This is a genomic window from Streptomyces sp. MJM8645, from assembly GCF_001625365.1.
Taxonomy (GTDB): Bacteria; Actinomycetota; Actinomycetes; order Streptomycetales; family Streptomycetaceae; genus Kitasatospora.
In genome coordinates, this window is sequence record NZ_LJJF01000001.1 from 6,895,499 (window position 1) to 6,912,223 (window position 16,725).

Consider the following 16,725-nt stretch of genomic DNA (forward strand, 5'->3'; position numbering starts at 1 on the left):
ACGATGAACGGTGCGGCGAAGCTCGACGGCAAGGTGGCCCTGGTGACCGGCGGCAGCCGGGGGATCGGGGCGGCGGTCGCGCTGCGGCTGGCCGAGGACGGTGCCGACGTCGCCCTGACCTATCAGGGCGGGGCCGAGCGGGCCGAGGAGGTCGCGGCGAAGATCACCGCGATGGGGCGCCGCGGCTGGGCGGTCCGCGCGGACAGCGCCGACCCGCAGGCGGTGCAGGCCGTGGTCGCGGCGGTCGCGGAGCGGTTCGGGCGGCTGGACATCCTGGTGAACAACGCGGGCGTCGGTGTCCTCGGCCCGATCGGTGACCTGGCGCTCGACGACGTGGACCGGGTCCTGGAGGTGAACGTCCGGGCGCCGTTCCTGTTCGCCCAGGCCGCCTCCGCGCACCTGGCCGACGGCGGGCGGATCGTCACCATCGGCAGCTGTATCGCCAAGCGGGTCGCCTTCCCCGGCGCCACCATCTACTCGCTCAGCAAGGCGGCGATGATCGGCCTGACCAAGGCGCTGGCCAGGGAGCTCGGCCCGCGCGGGATCACCGCCAACGTGGTCCACCCCGGCCCGATCGACACCGACATGAACCCGGCGGACGGTGAGGCCGCCGAGTTCCAGAGCAGCCTGACCGCACTCGGCCGCTTCGGCGCGGGCGCGGACATCGCCGCCGCCGTCGCCTACCTGGCGGGCGAGGAGGGGCGGTACGTCACGGGCGCGGAGCTCGCGGTGGACGGCGGGTTCGCGGCCTGACGGTTCGGGCCTGACGGTTCGGAGCCTGACGGCTCGCAGCACGTCGTTGTGCGGAGACCGGCCCGGTGGTGCGACCACCGGGCCGGTGTCGTGGCGGGCGGTCGTCGACGGACGCGTTTACGATCGCCCGGTCCGAGCGGTGCCCCCGACCGGACCCGGCCACGCCGGCGACGCGCTCCCGACCGAGAGGTGTGCCATGACCGCAGCGGAAGACCCGATCGACCTGCTCGCCCGGGCCCTCGCGCAGACCGCCGGGCTGATCGACGGCGTCGGCGTCGAGCTGGCCGGGCACCCGACGGCCTGCCGCTCCTGGGACGTCGGCGACCTGGTCAGCCATCTGCTGTTCGACCTGCGGCAGTTCACCGTCCGGGCCGGGGGCGGGCAGCCGGACTGGTCGCAGCCCTTCGAGCGGGTGGAGGAGGACTGGCTGCACGCCTTCGAGGCCGGCGCCGAGGAGCTGGTCGACGCCTGGCGGGCGGCGGGCGACCTCACCGGCACGCTGGAGGTCCCCGGCGTCGGCGCCCTGCCGGCCCGCTTCCCGGTGGACCAGCAGATCGCCGAATTCGCCGTCCACGACTGGGACTTGGCCCATGCCACCGACCAGTCCACCGAGGGGCTGGACCATGAGGTGGCCCTCGCCGCCCTGGCCTGGGCCCGCGGCGCCCTCACGCCCGGGTACCGCGGCGCCGAGGAGGATCAGCACGCCTTCGGCCCCGAGGTCGCCGTGCCGGAGGACGCCCCGCCGTACGACCGGCTCGCCGGTTTCTTCGGTCGCGACCCGGAGGCCGTGCGGCCCTGAGCTCCACTGAGCCGGCGGGCTCCACAGGCTGCACGGGCTCCACTGGCTCCACCTCACCCGCCTAGCGGACCGTATCCGGGCAGGTCAGAGGCCCGGTCGGCGCGGCCGGACCGGGGTTGACGACGGTGTGCCCTTCCACCACCCTTCCACTAATCGAATAGTGAAAGGGTACTTTGCCGATGCGCCTGTTCCGCCCGCCGCGTCGACCCGCCGTCCTGGCCTGGGGCCTGGCCGCGGGGTTCGCCGCGCTCTACACCTGCGTCGCCGTCAACCGCTACCGGCGCGGCCTGAGCAAGGCCTACGACCTGGGCATCTTCGAGCAGGCCATCCGCGCGTACGCGCACGGGCAGGCGCCGATCGTGCCGCTCAAGGGGCCCGGTTACCACCTGCTCGGGGACCACTTCCACCCGCTGATCGCCGTGCTCGCCCCGGTCTACCGGTTGTTCCCGGGGGCCGTCGCCCTGCTGGTCGCCCAGGCGCTGCTGATGGCGCTGGCGGTCGTGCCGCTCACCCGGTGGGCGTACGAGGCGGGCGGGCCGCGGGTCGCGCTGGTGATCGGATGCGTGACCGGGGCGTCCTGGGGGATCGTCCGGGCCGTCAGTGACGATTTCCACGAAATCGCCTTTGCCGTACCGCTGTTGGCCTTCGCGGCCACCGCGCTCGGCCGGCGCCGCCACCTGGCCGCGGCGCTGTGGTCGCTGCCGCTGCTGCTGGTCAAGGAGGACCTCGGCCTGACCGTGGCCGCCTTCGGCCTGCTGATCGCCTGGCAGGCCCGCCGGGGCCGGCGCGGCCCGCTGCCGGGGCTCGTGCTCGCGGGCGTCGGGGTCGCGGCCACCGTGCTCACCGTGACGGTGGTGCTGCCCTCGTTCAACCCGCACGGCGGGTTCGACTACTGGCAGCAGCTGGACGGCGGCGGGCAGCCCTCGCCCTGGTCGCTGGCGGCCCGGATCGGCTGGCCCCCGATCAAGTGGCTGCTGCTCTTCCTGCTCGCCGCGACCGCGGGCTTCCTCGGGCTGCGCTCGCCGCTGGTCCTGCTCTGCGTGCCCACCCTGGGCTGGCGGCTGCTCTCGGCCAACCCGCACTACTGGGGCGTCAGTTACCACTACAGCGCGGTGCTGATGCCGCTGGTGCTCGCCGCCCTGGTGGACGCCCTCACCCGCACCGACCCGCGCCGGGCGCGGCGCGCGCTCGCCGTCAGCGCCCTGGTGGCGGCCGTGACGGTGCCGGTCTATCCGCTGCACGAGGTGGTGATGCCCGAGGCGTGGCGCACCTCGCCCCGGCTCGCGTACACCCGGGCGCTGCTCGGCTCGATACCCGACGGCGCGACCGTCGCCGCCTCCAACCGCCTCGCCGCGCAGCTGACCGGCCGGGCCGCCGTCACCCTGGTCTGCCAGGCGCCGGCCGGGCCGGGGCCCGAGTGGGTGGTCGTGGACCGGACGGACCCGAGCGTGCAGGCCCCGTGCGCGACCGCCGACACCGCCCGGATGCTGGTCGAGTACGAGCAGCACGGCTACCGGCGGGTCGCCGACCAGGACTCCCTCCTGTTGCTGCAGCGGCCCTGATCGTCCGTATCGCCCGGCACCCCCCGGCCTGGCTTGACCCGGGCGCCACAGTGGGTCACTATTCCACTATTGGACTAGTGAAAGGTCGAATCGCGTGTGATCGAGTACCGCATCGAGCGGCGCAGCGGCGTCTCCACCTACCAGCAGATCGTTCAGCAGACCAAGCAGGCCTTGCGGCTCGGACTGCTCCAGCCCGGGGACAAGCTGCCGACCGCGCGGGAGGTCGTCGAGCTGACCGCGATCAACCCCAACACCGTGCTGAAGGCCTACCGCGAACTGGAACGCGAGGGCCTGGTCGAGCCCCGGCCGGGGCTCGGCACCTTCGTCCGGCGCTCGCTCGCCCGGCCGGAGGCCGCCGCCGACGGGCCGCTGCGCGCGGACCTGGTCGGCTGGGTGGACCGGGCCCGCGAGGTCGGACTGGAGCGTGAGGACATCGCCGCGCTGATGGCCTCCGTCCTGGAGCAGCGATTCGACACCGGGGTCTCCCCGGAAACACCGAGTTAGAGGACAGTGGGGGGACCGGGTGAACGACCCGATGAACACACCGCCGGCATCGGCGACACCGGGGGCCCCGGCGGCGCTCGCGGCCGAGGGCCTGGGCAAGCGCTACCGGGGCGATTGGGCGCTGCGCGACTGCACGTTCGCCGTTCCGGCCGGGCGGATCTGCGGGGTGGCCGGCCCCAACGGTGCGGGCAAGAGCACCCTGCTGGGCATCGCCGCCCGGCTGCTCACCCCCACCGAGGGCGAGCTGCGGGTGTTCGGTGAGCCCGCCACCACCGAGGACCTGCGTGCCTGGGTCGCGTACGTGGCCCAGGACAAGCCGCTCTACCCCGGCTTCACGGTGGCCGAGACCCTGCGGCTCGGCCGGGAACTGAACCCGTCCTGGGACCAGGACCTCGCCCAACAGGTGATCGACCAGGGCGAGTTGAGGATGAGGGCGAAGATCGGCTCGCTCTCCGGCGGCCAGCGCACCCGGGTCGCCCTGGCGCTCGCCCTCGGCAAGCGCCCCGACCTGCTGCTGCTCGACGAGCCGATGTCCGACCTCGACCCGCTCGCCCGGCACCAGCTGATGGGCACCCTGATGGCCGAGGCCGCCGAGCGCGGCACCACCATCGTGGTCTCCTCGCACATCATCCCCGAGCTGGACGGCGTCATCGACTACCTGCTGCTGGTGCAGTCCGGGCGGATCCGGCTCTGCGGCGACGTGGAGGACCTGCTGGACGGACACCAATTGCTCACCGGCCCGGCCGGCAGCGCGCTCCCCGAGGACGTCCTGGTCGAACAGCGCTCCACCGGCCGCCGGATCGACGCGCTGGTCCGCACCGGCGATCCGGTGGACGGCCCGTGGGAGAGCGGCCGGCCGAGCCTGGAGGAGCTGCTGCTCGGCTACCTCCGGACCCCGGCCGGCACCGCCCGGGCCGCCACCGGACCGGGCCCGCAGGCCCAGACGACCGAGAACGGGATCGCCGCATGAGCACCAACGTCCTGGCCGACCGCGCCACCACCGAGGCGCCACCGCGCGAGCCGCGGACCGCGCTCCGCCCGGGCGGCCTGCTCTGGCTGAGCTGGCGCCAGAGCCGCACCGCGCTGTGGGCGATCGCCGCCCTGGTCGTCACCGCGTCGGCCACCCTGCTCTGGCTGCACTTCTCCGTCCAGCCGCTGATGGCGGATCTGCGCCGGGCCGGGTGCTCCGACGGGGCCAGCTGGTCCAACGCCGGCTGCCAGGGCATGGTCTCGCCCATCACCCGCCGCGCCTACCTGTACACCACGTGGCTCCAGCCGGCCCTGGTCGCCGTCCCCCTGCTGATCGGCATGTTCCTCGGCGCCCCGATGCTCGCCCAGGAGTACGAGCGCGGAACCGTTCGCCTCGCCTGGACCCAGTCCGTCAGCCCGCTGCGCTGGCTCACCGCGCGGATCGCCCTGCCCGGGCTGGCGGTGCTGGCCGCCGGTGGGGTGCTCGCCGTCCTGGCGACGTGGGTGTGGAACGCGGACATCGCGCACAGCCCGTTCGCCTTCGATCCGCCGTTCCAGGGCCTCACCTACCCCGTCCTCGGGGTGGTGCCGGTCGCCTGGTCGCTGTTCGCGCTGGCACTGGGCCTGCTGGTCGGGCAGCTGCTGCGGCGCACGGTGGCCTCGGTCCTGGCCACCGGCGTCCTGGTGGCGGTCGTCCACGGCCTGCTCCGGTGGGGCCGCGCCTCCTTCTACCCGTCGGTCAAGGAGATGGTCCCGCGCGGCGTCTACTTCGGGCAGCCCACCAACGCGTGGCTGGTCGACCGCGGGGTCGTGCTCCAGGACGGCCGGTGGGCCTCGGACCAGTTCTGCTGGGACGGCGACCGGACGAGGGGCTGCGAAGGTGCCACGAGCAACTGGATCGAGTACCACCCCGTCGGGCACTTCGTGCCGATCCAGCTCGTCGAGACCGGGATCCTGGTGGCGCTCACCGTCGTGGCGCTGACGGTGCTCTTCCTCCGGGTGCGGCGGGACGGCAACTCGCTGCGGGCGACCCGGCGGGCCTGACGCCCGAGGACGCGGCCCCGGTCGGGCGTCAGTCGCGGCTCCAGCGGAGTTCGACCTCCGGGAAGCGCGGTGACGGGCCGTCGAGGAGGGGCGCGGGGCGGCCGCGGAGGAAGTGGTCGGCGAACGCCCGGGTGTAGGCGCGGGTGAGAGCGGTCGCCCGGGCCGGGGCGATGGTGCCGAGCAGCGCGGCGTAGGTGTCGGCGGGGAGGTGGCCCGGCAGATTGCCGGGGAGGGCGGCGTGCGGCAGGTCGGTGAAGCTGAGGTGGCCGGCGCCGAGGGTGCGCAACTGCCGCCCCCAGGCGTGCTGGTGGCTGCGCCAGCGCTGCCAGGTCTCGTGGTCGGCGAGCGAGGTGAGCAGGAGGAGGGGCCGGTCCAGGCCGAGGTCGGGAACGGGCGAGCCGAACAGGCCGCCGTCCAGGTTGAGGCCGATCCGGAACCGCTCGTCCTGGCGCATCGCCTCGGCGGCCGCCGAGCCGCCCATCGAGTGGCCGAGCACGCCGACCCGGCCCCCGTCGACGCGGAAACGGTCCTGGCGACCGGTCAGTTCGGTGGTGACGAAGCGGAGGTCGGCGACCCGGGCCGCGATCTCGCGGCGCTCGGCGGCCTCCCAGTCGGCCGGCTCGTCCTCCAGCACGGTGCGCACCACCCGGCCGTCCGGGAACTCGACGGCGAGGGCGTCGTAGGTGTGGTCGACCGACGCGACGAGGTAGCCGTGGGCGGCCAACTCCTCGGCCAGCGCCGTGCAGTTGCTGCGCAATCCGGTGCGGCCGTGGCCGAGCAGCAGCAGGGGGAGCGGGCCGGGGAGCGCGGGTGCGTCGGTGCGGGCGGTGGGGCGGACGGCCGCGATGGTGCCCGGATCCAGCGGCAGGCGCTGATCGATGGCGGCGGCGACCCGGGGCGTGGTGTACGGCGCGCGGGGGCGGCTGGCGGTGGCGCGGGCCGGGTACCAGAGCTGCACCATCAACTCGCGCGGGCCGGCGGCGGGCACGAACGGGTCCGGGCGGTCGTGGTCGACCAGGTGCAGGGTGGTCGTGCCGACCAGGCGGCCGGTGGTGGGGGCGGGCAGGTCGATGGTGCGCGGCCGGGCGGCCTGAGCTGCCTGGGCGGGCCCGGCGGGCAGCAGGGCCGCGGCGCCGCCCAGGCCCGCGAGTGCCAGCAGTGAACGGCGCCTGATCATCCAGTATCCCTCGGTGGTGGGGTGGTTGAGGTCCGGTCAGCCTAAATGCTCCGGTCCGGTCGGACCAGGGATGGTGGAGCGGCGTGGACGCTCAGCGCAGGACGGCGAGGACGGCGCCCCACTGCGAGGTGGTCTGTCCGGTGGCGGCGCAGTGGTCCGGATCCGTCGCGATCCGGTGGGCGGTGGTGAGGCGGTAGGAGGAGAGCCGCAGAGCGGGCAGGCTGGTCCAGCTGGTGCCGAATTCGGGGGCGCTGCCGCTGTTGCTGCCGACCGTGCTCACCAGGAGGTCGCCCGGCGCGCAGGCGGCGGCGTTGGCCGCGGTGGAGAAGGTCGTCCCGCCGGCGTCACCGGAGGCGCGGCCGACGGCCCGGACGGCGGAGACACCGCGGAACTCGTCGACGGCGACGTGGTACTTGCTCGCCCGCGGGTGGGCGACGCGGATCGAGTCCTCCGCGGTCAGCGCGGCCGCCCCGAAGGCCGCGAGGAGCAGCACCCGGTGCCGGAGGGAGTCGGTGACGTCCCCGACGATCCGGAAGCGGTCGCCCCGGCTGTCGGTGACCGTGACCGCCCCGGGACAGGTGCTGGTCAGCATCATCGTGACCACCAGGGCGTCACCCGGGGTGACGGGGGAGAGCACCGGAAGGACGACCTCGGTACTGGAGACGGCCTGCTGGTCGAAGGCGATCCGGGAGGCCCAGGACGGTGCGCTGTCGTCGGTGGCCGTGCGCGCCGCCGCCGGCCGCGGGCCCGGCGCGGGGCGGGCGGCCGCCTCGGCGGGTGCGGACTCGGTGTCCCCGGACGGGCAGCCGTGCGCGGACGGGGGTGGGGCGTCCGGCGTGCGGAAGCCGACCACGGCGAGCGTGCTGCCGACGCCGAGCGCCACGCCGAGGAGCAGGCAGAACGCGTGGGTCCAGATCGGGCGGCGGCCCCGGCCCGGTCCGGCCGGGGGCTCGGCGGCGGCGGAGGCAGCTGTGCTGTCGGCCCTGGTGTCGGCCGTGGTGTCGGCCGTGGTGTTCGCGGCGACCGGCGGTCCCGAGGGCTCGACCGGTGAGGCCGGCGGGGCAGGTTGGGCCGGTAGGGCTGGTAGGGCTGGTGGGGCCGACCCCTCGTCGGCGGCGGCGGTCCACCGGCGGTGCCACTCGGCCTCGTCGCCGCCGCAGGCCCGGACGTAGGCCCTGGTCGTGGTCCAGGACGGGAGGCGCGAGCCGGAGGCCGCCTCGTAGAGCGTGGTGTGGGAGATGGAGCCGGCGGTCTTCGCCATCGTGCGGAACGAGGGCTGGCCCGCCTCCAGGCGCAACCGGCGCAGCTCGGCGGCGAGGGCCTCCGCCGCGCTCGGCGCCGGGTCTCTCTCCGCGGGTTGCGACTCCTGCTCCGCCATGGCGTCCCCCTGTTGTCAGATGTCAGATCCAGCGGCGACCGGTGTTGCTTGTCGCGTACGGATCATAGTGACGCGTGACCGCGGCGTTACGTGATCGACGGACTCCGGTTGGGTGGACGGGGTGTTCGGCGCGGGCGGCGGCCGGTGTCAGCTGTTGTCAGTTTCCGTCAGGCGGTACCGAACACGGTGGGATGTCGGGTCAGCTGTCCCAGTCGTCGCGGCCATCGGGGCGGCGCAACGGTCCGACCGAAAAGGGGAATTGAGATGACCAAGGGCATCCTCAAGAAGATCGGCCGCCGTGGTGCGACCGCGGCGGCCGTGGTGGCGGTGGCCGCCGGCGCGGTGGGCGTCTCGGCGGGCAGCGCGTTCGCCGACGGCTGGTACGCGCTCCGCTACCACGCGAGCGGCCACGGCGTGGGCGTCTACTCGCAGCCGTACTCCTGGGCGTCCAAGACCGCCGGCGACCTGGGGTCGTACTCGTGGTCGTCGGACGAGATCTACATCCAGTGCTGGACCCGGGGCGAGGACATCAACAGCCAGGGCAACGTCTGGTACCAGGTGGCCGGCACGAACGGCACCTTCATCCCGACGTCCTACGTCTACGGTGCGTACGCCGACGGCAACTGGTACTTCCACAACGGCCTGCGGGAGTGCTGACGACCCGCTGACCCCGTCCACCCCGCCCGTGCCCCGGGCGGGGTGGCGTGCCGTCAGCCGGAGGACTGCCGGGCCGCCGCCTGCTTGATGGCCTCGCGGATGCGCGGGTAGCTGCCGCAGCGGCAGATGTTCTGGATCTGGTCGATGTCCGCGTCGGTCGGGTTCGGGGTGCGGCGCAGCAGGGCGACGGCGGTCATGATCTGGCCCGGCTGGCAGAAGCCGCACTGGGCGACGTCGCAGCCGAGCCAGGCCTCCTGGACGGGGTGCAGGGTGTCGCCGTCGGCCAGGCCTTCGATGGTGGTGACGCGGTGGCCCTCGCAGTCCTTGACGGAGCGGGTGCAGGGCTGGAACTCCTCGCCGTCCAGGTGGCTGGTGCAGGCGCGGCAGACGCCCACCCCGCAGCCGTACTTGGGGCCGGTGACGCCGAGCTTGTCGCGCAGCACCCAGAGCAGCGGCATGTCGTCCGGGGCCTCGACGGTGACGGGGTGCCCGTTGAGGACGAAGGTGTGGGTGGGCATGGGGTGGTGGGGTTCCTTGGCTGGGGGAGTCAGAAGTTGATCGGGAAGGAGCGCGGGCTGGTGCCGGTCGCGCGCGCGTAGGCGTTGGCGACCGCGGCGGAGGCCGCCGGGACGCCCAACTCGCCGGCGCCGCCGGGGGCTCCGCTCGGCGGCATGAGGTGGATCTCGACGGCCGGCGGGGTGTGCCGTTGCCGGGCGTACCGGAAGTCGGCGTAACTGCCCTCGCGCACGGCCCCGTTGTCGATGTGGTTGCCGGCTTGCAGGATGACCGAGATGCCGTCGATCAGGGCGCCGGTCAGTTGGGCTTCCAGGCCCCGGGGGTTGATGACCCGGCCGACGTCGGCGGCGATCACGGCCTTGGTGACCCTGGGGTCGGCCGGGTCGGTGGCGTCCAGCTCGACGAGGTAGGCGGCGCATCCGCTGTTCTCGTCGTGGTAGCCGATGCCCTGGGCGTGGCCGGGGGGCATCGGGCGGCCCCAGTCGCCGGCCTTGGCGACGGTGTCGAGGACGGCCCGGCCGGCGGCGCTGCGCAGTCGGGCGCGGCGGAACGCGACGGCGTCCTGGCCCATCCGGCGGGCGAGTTCGTCCATCATGATCTCGTCGGCGACCCGGACGGTGCCGGAGTAGACCGACCGCCAGCTGCCGGTGTGCATGTCCAGCGGCACTTCGGCGAGCAGCTGGGTGGGGATGCCGACGTTGTACGGGTTCTTCTCGCTGAGCAGGAAGAAGACCTGGGCGAGGCTGAGCCCGGCGAGCGAGAGGTTGAAGCCGGCGGCGGTGAGCATCTCGCCGAGGCCGTGCCGGAAGTCGGTCTTGACGGTGGCGGCGCGGTGCTCGTAGCTGAGCACCTGGCCGAGCGCGTAGGTGGCCCGGATCCGGTGGTGGCTGGCCGGGCGCATCCGGCCGTGGCGCATGTCGTCGTTGCGCGTCCACATGAGTTTGACCGGTCGGCCCGCGGCCTTGGAGATCTGGGCGGCCTCCAGGGCGGCGTCGAAGAACAGGCGCCGGCCGAACGAGCCGCCGCCGCGCACCACGTGGACGGTCACGGCGTTCTGCGGGAGGCCGAGTTCGGCGGCGATGGCCTGCTGGGCGACGATCGGCGCCTGCGCGGCGAACCACAGCTCGGCCCGGTTCGGCCGCACGTCGGCGACGGCGGTCAGCACCTCCATCGGCGCGTGGTTGACGAAGGCGAAGTCGAATTCGCCGTCCACGTACTGGGTGAGCAGCGGGGGGATGAGGAACGGCGCGTGGGCGGCGCGCAGTTGGCCGCGGATGTCGGAGGTGGACAGGTTGGCGACCGGGCCCGGGTTCCAGGAGGTGCGCAGCGCGTCGCGGGCCTTGAGCGCCTGGTCGAAGGTCTCGGCGAGGACGGCGACGCCGCTGGGGATCCGGACCACGCCGAGCACGCCGGGCATGGCGCGGGCGGCGGAGGCGTCCAGGGTCCTGAGCGTGCCGTTGATGGTGGTCGGGCGGGCGACCACGGTGGGGACGGCGCCCGGGATCGCGAGGTCCCCGGCGTACTTGGCGCGGCCGGTGACGATGTCGCGGGCGTCGATCCGGCCGGTGGGCCGGCCGACCAGGCGCAGCTGGTCGGCGCTCTTGGGGGAGCTGGACACGGCGGGGAGGGCGACGGCGGCGGCCTCGGCGGCGAGGTCGCCGTAGCCGGCGCGGCGGCCGTCGGGGGCGAGGACGGCGGAGTCGGCGGTGCGCAGGGTGTCTGCCGGAACGTTCCAGCGCCGCGCTGCGGCGGTCACCAGCCGGGCGCGGGCGGCGGCGGCCGCGGCGCGCACCGGGTCGTACAGCGAGCGCACCGAGTTGGAGGCGCCGGTCAGCTGGTTGAAGAGCAGTTCGGGGCGGCCGTCGGAGAGCGGCACGTCCACGTCGCCGATCCGGGCGTCGAGTTCCTCGGCGACGAGCATCGCGATGGCCGTGGTGAGGCCCTGGCCGACCTCCAGCCGGGGCAGGTGCAGTACGGCGCGCCCGGCGGCGGTGAGTTCCAGGACGAGCAGGTGCGAGGTCGGCAGGCCGGCGACGATCAGCGCGTCGCCGAGGTCGAGGATGTCCGGGATGCCGGGTAGGCCGATCAGCTGCGAGGGGGCGGCGGCGTCCTGGGCGGCCGCGGCGGCGCGGACGGCGGCCCGCGCGGTGGCGGGCGCGGCGGCGTCGAGGCCGAGCCGGGCGCCGACGGTGAGGGTCGGGGCGGCCAGCAGGTAGGTGAGGAACCGGCGGCGGCGGGTGCCGGCGTCGTCCCGTGCGGTGCCCGGGTGGCCGGTGTCGTCCGAGCGGGCGATGGAGGTGCTGATGGGAAGAGCCCTTCGAGCCGATGACGGCGGCGGATCGGGCGGGCACGGCGGCGCCGGGCCCGGTGCCGGATCGCGAATGCCGTTGAGCATAGGAGGGCGTTACTGACCGGTCAATACGGCAAAACTTGGCCCTTCGGCGGGGTCGGTGATGCCCGAAGGCCGTTGGGCGAGGCGGATTCGGAGCGGGTACGGAGGGGGCGGCGGCGGTACGGCCGGGGCCGGTTCCGGGCCCAGTGGAGGAGCGATTCGCCGCCGTCGTACGGGGGTTCAGGGCTCGCCCGCCGGTGCGGTGGGGCCCGGAAGTGGACCAAGGAGTTCCGTGATCACTGGACCTTACCGCCGGTCCGCCTCCTGCCTAGGCTGGGCCGCGAACCGTTGCGAACACCCGGCGCGCGCGCCGCCCCCAGCCAGGAGACCCGTGTCGACCAGCAGCGCCCCGGCGCCCGCCCTCATCCCGCCCGCGGGGCCCCAACGGACCCTCGCCGCAGCCCAGTTGGCCAGCGCCGTCGGCGACGGCGCCTACTACACCTGCTCCGCGCTCTACTTCACCCACATCGTCGGCATGTCGGCGACCGCCCTCGGCGCCGGCCTCGCCGCGGCCTGGGCGCTCGGCTCGCTGGCGGGCGTCCCGCTCGGCGCCCTCGCCGACCGCCGCGGCCCGCGCCGGACGGCCGTGGCGCTCGCCCTGGCCACGGCGGTGGTGGTCGCCGCCTTCCTGGTGATCCGCTCCTACGGGCCGTTCCTGGTCGCGGTCTGCCTCTACGCCACGACGCAGTCCGGGCTCACCGCCGCCCGGCAGGCGCTGGTCGCCACCCTGGTGCCGCCCGCCCAGCGCACCGGGCTGCTCGCCCACCTCCAGTCGACCCTCAACGGGGGGCTGGCCGTCGGCGCCGCCGTCGGCGGCATCGCGCTCACCGTCGGCACCCGGGCCGCGTTCCTCTGCGCCTTCGTGGTGACGGCGCTCGGCTTCCTGGCCGGTGCGCTGATCCTGCTGCGGCTGCCCGAAGCCCCGCCCGCCCCGGCCCGGTCGGCCGCCGGGCCCCGGCTGGCCGTCCTGCGCGACCGCCGGTACGCGGCCGTCGCGCTGGTCAACACCGTGCTGCTGCTGCGGATGCCGCTGCTCAGCCTGGTCATCCCGCTCTGGATCGCCGACCGGGCGCCCGGGATCAGCTGGCTCGGCTCGGCCCTGTTCGTCCTCAACACCCTGGCCGTGCTGGCCTTCCAGGTCCGGGCGGCGCGCGGCGTCACCGGCCTGGGCTCGGCCGCGCGGGCCGTCCGCTCGGCCGGGGTGGTGCTGCTCGCCTCCTGCGCGGTGTTCGGCCTGTCGGCCCTGGACGTCCCGGTGTGGGCGGTCGCCGCGCTGCTGGTGGCGGCCTCCGTCCTCCAGGTGATCGGCGAGATGCGGCAGTCGGCGGGCTCCTGGCAGATCAGCTTCGACCTCGCCCCGCCCGAGCGGATCGGCCAGTACCAGGGCTTCTTCGGCACCGGCGTGGCCGTCGCCCGCACCCTCGGGCCGCTGCTGCTGACCACCCTGCTGCTGGACGGCGGGCTCGCGGGCTGGCTCGTCCTGGGCGGTCTCTTCCTGGCGGCCGGGTACGCGATGGGGCCGGTCGTCCGCTGGGCCGAGCGGGACCGCGACCGGGGCCGCCCGACGCCGGTCGCCTCCGCCGTCGCGGTCCCGTAGCGGCCGCCCGCGCCGGCCGGGTGCCCTTCTCACCGGCCTTCCCCGCCGCCCCGGCGCCCTCCTCGCCGCCCCGCCCACCAGGCCCCGCCCCAGTCGCCCGCCGCCCCCACCGCGAGCCCGCCCGAGAATGCTCCGGCGGCTGACCGGAAACCGGTGGCCCGGGCCGCCGCCCGCTGGCATGCTGGCCGCGTGGACCGACCCCAGATCTGGCTCGACTTCGCCCCCGAGCTGCACCTCTTCGTCTCCGGGCCCCGGCGGGCCGGCCGCTCGGCGCTGCGCACCGACGGCACCTCGACGCTCGGCCACGTCGTCGAGTCCCTGGGTGTCCCGCTCACCGAGGTCGGCACCCTGCTGGTGGACGGCCGGCCGGTGCCCGGGTCGTACGTGCCGCTCGACGAGGAACACGTCACCGTCCGGGCCGTGGACCGGCCGCAGCCCTCGCCCACCCCGCCGCGCTTCCTGCTGGACGTCCACCTCGGCACCCTCACCCGCCGGCTGCGCCTGCTCGGCGTCGACGCCGCCTACGAGAACCCGGACATCGGCGACGCCGCGCTCGCCGCCCGCTCCGCCGCCGAGCAGCGCGTCCTGCTCTCGCGCGACCGGGGGCTGCTGCGCCGCCGCGAACTGTGGGCCGGCGCCTACGTCTACAGCCACCGCCCCAACGAGCAGCTGCGCGACGTGCTCTCCCGCTTCGCGCCCCCGCTCGATCCGTGGAGCCGCTGCACCACCTGCAACGGCACGCTGCGCGAGGCCGACAAGACCTCGGTGCGCGAACAGCTGCGGGACGGCACCGAGCGCTCCTACGACGTCTTCGCCCAGTGCGTCGACTGCGGCCAGGCCTACTGGCGCGGCGCCCACCACGCCCGGCTGGACGCGATCGTCACCGACGCCCTGCGCGAGTTCGGCACACCCGCCGGGGGCTGAGACCGGCGCGAGACCGGCGCGAGGTCGGCGCGTCGAACTACGGGACATCTCAGGGTGGCGGCCGGGCGCAGAGGCGTGTTCTCATCGGCGGTGGGGGACGAGACCAAGGTACTCCGTGACGCGAGAGAGGCCGGGTCGGATGAGCAGTCAGCCAGTGCAACAACCGTTCCAGACAGCGGACGTCGATGACGTCGAGGTGGTGCGCGCACCGGACGGGGCCGCGGTGTTCCCGCTGCTGGTCCTGGACGGACAGGGGAGTCTCGCGGTGTTCGAGCTCGCCCCCGGGCAGGTGTCGCACGCGGTGTCGCACGCCACCGTGCAGGAGCTGTGGCAGGTCGTCGAGGGCGCCGGGGAGCTGTGGCGCCGCCAGGGCGGGCGGGAGGAGACCGTCCGGCTCGTGCCCGGGACGGCGGCCTCGATCCCGCTCGGCACGGCGTTCCAGTTCCGGGCCGACGAGGACGCCGACCGGCCGCTGCGGATCGCCGCCGTCACCATGCCGCCCTGGCCCGGCACCGACACCGAGGCCAGGCCCGAGGAAGGCCCCTGGAAGGCGACCTCCCGGTGAGCCGGGCAGGGGGGATCCTGCGCCGCCCGCTGGCGGCGCTCGTCGCGGCCACGGCCGTGCTCGGACTCTCGGTGGCGCCCGCCGCGGCCGCCCCGGCCGCCGAGCCGCACCTCCAGTCGCGCTACGTCACGATGCCCGACGGCGTCCGCCTCGCCGTCGACGTCTGGCTGCCCGAGGGCACCACGGCCGGCGCGAACCTGCCCACCGTCCTGGTCACCCAGCGCTACTGGCGGGCCCGGGTCTACCCCGGCGCGCCCGGCAACGGCGGCCGCAGCAGCGACGCCGACGGCTGGAACGCCCACGGCTACGCCTACGTGGTCGCCGACCTGCGCGGCACCGGCGCCTCCTTCGGCACCCTGAGCTCCGAACTCGGCGCCGACACCGTCGCCGACAGCGGCCCGCTCAGCGACTGGATCGCCGCCCAGCCCTGGTCCAACGGCCGGGTCGGCACCACCGGCGTCTCCTACGGCGGCGACACCGCGATGCTCGCCACCGCCCTCGGCAACCACCACATCACTGCCGCCGCCCCGGTCTCCTACGACTTCGACCCGTACGAGGACCTGGTACGCCCCGGCGGCCTGCTCATCGAGCCCCGGATCGCCCCGTACGCGCTGCTGCTGCGCATCCTCGACCAGGCCGGCGGCACCACCTGCGACACCGACGAGCAGACCCGGCAGGTCTGCGCGGCCACCGGCCTGACCGGCGCCGTGCCCCGGCCGGTCGACGGCCCGGACGGACCGGCCCTGCTCGCCGCCGCGCGCGCCGAGCACGCGGGCAACGCCAACCTGGTCGACATGGCCGAGGCCGGCGTCTACCGCGACTACCAGGACGGCCCGAAGAGCTGGACGGTCGGCAGCGTCGGCGAGAAGGCCGACGCCGTCGAGGCCGGCGGCGTCCCCGTGCTCACCGACGCCGGCTGGCTCGACGCGGGCACCGCCAACGGCGTGCTCTCCCAGTTCACCGGCCTGTCCAACACCCAGGACGCCTGGATCGGCCCGTGGAGCCACGGCCAGGGCTACCTCGCCGACCCCTTCCAGCCCGCCCGCCACCTCACCGACCAGGAACGCGCCCAGATCGCCCAGCGGACGTTCGACTTCTTCGACCGCTACGTACGGGCCGACGGCCGCCCCGACGGCACCCGGCAACTGCACTACTACACCTTCAACGAGGGCGTCTGGCGCACCACCACCCGCTGGCCGCTGCCCGGCACCCGCCCGCAGCGGCTCTACCTCGGCGAGGACACCACGCTCAGCCGCCGGCGGCCCGAGCCGGACGACCGCCCCGGCGCCGACCTGCTGCGCCTCGACCCCACCGCCGGCACCGGCCCACTGGACCGCTGGAACACCAACCTCACCGGCAACCAGGTCAGTTACCCCGACCGGGCCGCCGTGGACGCCGAACTCCTCAGCTACACCACCCCGCCGCTGACCGGCGACACCCGGGTGACCGGCAACGGCCGCGTCACGCTCGACGTCACCGGCCTCGACGGCACCGCCCAGGGCGCCCTGCACGTCTACCTGGAGGACGTCGCCCCCGACGGCCGGGTCACCTACCTGACCGAGGGCCAACTCGCCCTCGCCGACCGGGCCGTGGCCGACCGGGACGACAACCCCGACTGGCGCCGGCTGCGCACGCCCCGCAGCTACGCGGCCACCGACGCGGCGCCCTTCCCGCAGGGCCGGGCCCGGCAGGTCACCATCGACCTGCAACCCGTCGCGGTGCTCTTCCGGGCCGGCGAGCGGATCCGGCTCACCGTCGCCGCCGCCAACCCGGACTCCTTCCAACTGCTCCCGGCCGACGGCCGGGCGAGCTACCGGATCGGGCACGGCGGAGCCGACCCGTCCTTCCTGGAGCTGCCGGTGGTGCGCAGCACCCCGTAGGCCCGGTC

General features: G+C 74.9%; 15 protein-coding genes. 11 read left to right on the forward strand and 4 right to left on the reverse strand.

What is annotated here, in order from left to right; translation table 11 throughout:
- Window positions 1–3 precede the first annotated feature (3 nt).
- From A6F73_RS29055 to A6F73_RS29080, 6 genes are all read left to right on the forward strand, one after another.
- Window positions 4–753, forward strand: coding sequence for an SDR family oxidoreductase (locus A6F73_RS29055; protein WP_208869214.1), 750 nt, complete (start codon window positions 4–6; stop codon window positions 751–753).
- Window positions 754–949: 196 nt separating this feature from the next.
- Window positions 950–1,552 carry a TIGR03086 family metal-binding protein gene (locus A6F73_RS29060; RefSeq protein WP_063350483.1) on the forward strand — a complete coding sequence of 201 codons (603 nt, stop codon included), beginning with the start codon at window positions 950–952 and terminating at the stop codon, window positions 1,550–1,552.
- Window positions 1,553–1,731: 179 nt separating this feature from the next.
- Window positions 1,732–3,114: a DUF2079 domain-containing protein gene (locus A6F73_RS29065; protein ID WP_063350484.1), complete on the forward strand. Its 1,383-nt coding sequence runs from the start codon at window positions 1,732–1,734 to the stop codon at window positions 3,112–3,114.
- A gap of 96 nt (window positions 3,115–3,210) precedes the next feature.
- Complete coding sequence (locus A6F73_RS29070; RefSeq protein WP_063350485.1) at window positions 3,211–3,618, forward strand: GntR family transcriptional regulator; 408 nt, start codon at window positions 3,211–3,213, stop codon at window positions 3,616–3,618.
- Window positions 3,619–3,649: 31 nt separating this feature from the next.
- Window positions 3,650–4,588, forward strand: a complete 939-nt coding sequence (locus tag A6F73_RS29075) for an ABC transporter ATP-binding protein (RefSeq protein ID WP_079136386.1) — start codon at window positions 3,650–3,652, stop codon at window positions 4,586–4,588.
- Window positions 4,585–5,631 carry an ABC transporter permease subunit gene (locus tag A6F73_RS29080; RefSeq protein ID WP_063350487.1) on the forward strand — a complete coding sequence of 349 codons (1,047 nt, stop codon included), beginning with the start codon at window positions 4,585–4,587 and terminating at the stop codon, window positions 5,629–5,631. Before A6F73_RS29075 ends, A6F73_RS29080 begins: the two co-directional genes overlap by 4 nt.
- 28 nt (window positions 5,632–5,659) lie before the next feature.
- On the opposite strand, the gene A6F73_RS29085 is transcribed toward A6F73_RS29080, so the two are convergent.
- Both A6F73_RS29085 and A6F73_RS41690 read right to left on the reverse strand, forming a co-directional pair.
- Complete coding sequence (locus A6F73_RS29085; protein ID WP_063350488.1) at window positions 5,660–6,808, reverse strand: hypothetical protein; 1,149 nt, start codon at window positions 6,806–6,808, stop codon at window positions 5,660–5,662.
- 91 nt (window positions 6,809–6,899) lie between these two features.
- Window positions 6,900–8,186, reverse strand: coding sequence for a helix-turn-helix domain-containing protein (locus A6F73_RS41690; protein WP_063350489.1), 1,287 nt, complete (start codon window positions 8,184–8,186; stop codon window positions 6,900–6,902).
- 264 nt (window positions 8,187–8,450) lie between these two features.
- On the opposite strand from A6F73_RS41690, the gene A6F73_RS29095 reads away from it, so the two are divergent.
- The gene (locus A6F73_RS29095) at window positions 8,451–8,843 is read left to right on the forward strand and encodes a hypothetical protein (RefSeq protein WP_063350490.1); all 393 of its coding nucleotides are present in this window, start codon (window positions 8,451–8,453) and stop codon (window positions 8,841–8,843) included.
- A gap of 53 nt (window positions 8,844–8,896) precedes the next feature.
- On the opposite strand, the gene A6F73_RS29100 is transcribed toward A6F73_RS29095, so the two are convergent.
- Window positions 8,897–9,361 (reverse strand): (2Fe-2S)-binding protein, encoded by a 465-nt coding sequence (locus A6F73_RS29100; protein ID WP_063350491.1) that lies wholly within the window; start codon window positions 9,359–9,361, stop codon window positions 8,897–8,899.
- Between the two features lie 29 nt (window positions 9,362–9,390).
- On the reverse strand, window positions 9,391–11,754 hold the full coding sequence (locus A6F73_RS29105; RefSeq protein ID WP_079136108.1) for a molybdopterin cofactor-binding domain-containing protein: 2,364 nt from the start codon (window positions 11,752–11,754) through the stop codon (window positions 9,391–9,393).
- A gap of 328 nt (window positions 11,755–12,082) precedes the next feature.
- Here A6F73_RS29105 and A6F73_RS29110 point away from each other — a divergent pair, with 328 nt between their 5' ends.
- The 4 genes from A6F73_RS29110 to A6F73_RS29125 all read left to right on the forward strand — a co-directional run bounded on the left by A6F73_RS29110 (window position 12,083) and on the right by A6F73_RS29125 (window position 16,717).
- Complete coding sequence (locus A6F73_RS29110) at window positions 12,083–13,348, forward strand: MFS transporter (RefSeq protein ID WP_063350492.1); 1,266 nt, start codon at window positions 12,083–12,085, stop codon at window positions 13,346–13,348.
- Window positions 13,349–13,537: 189 nt separating this feature from the next.
- A complete protein-coding gene (locus A6F73_RS29115) occupies window positions 13,538–14,272 on the forward strand; it encodes a Mut7-C RNAse domain-containing protein (protein ID WP_063351639.1) in 735 nt (244 codons plus the stop codon).
- A 139-nt stretch (window positions 14,273–14,411) separates the two neighbouring features.
- Window positions 14,412–14,837: a cupin domain-containing protein gene (locus A6F73_RS29120; RefSeq protein WP_079136110.1), complete on the forward strand. Its 426-nt coding sequence runs from the start codon at window positions 14,412–14,414 to the stop codon at window positions 14,835–14,837.
- Window positions 14,834–16,717 carry a CocE/NonD family hydrolase gene (locus A6F73_RS29125; RefSeq protein ID WP_079136111.1) on the forward strand — a complete coding sequence of 628 codons (1,884 nt, stop codon included), beginning with the start codon at window positions 14,834–14,836 and terminating at the stop codon, window positions 16,715–16,717. Before A6F73_RS29120 ends, A6F73_RS29125 begins: the two co-directional genes overlap by 4 nt.
- The last annotated feature ends 8 nt before the right edge of the window (window positions 16,718–16,725 follow it).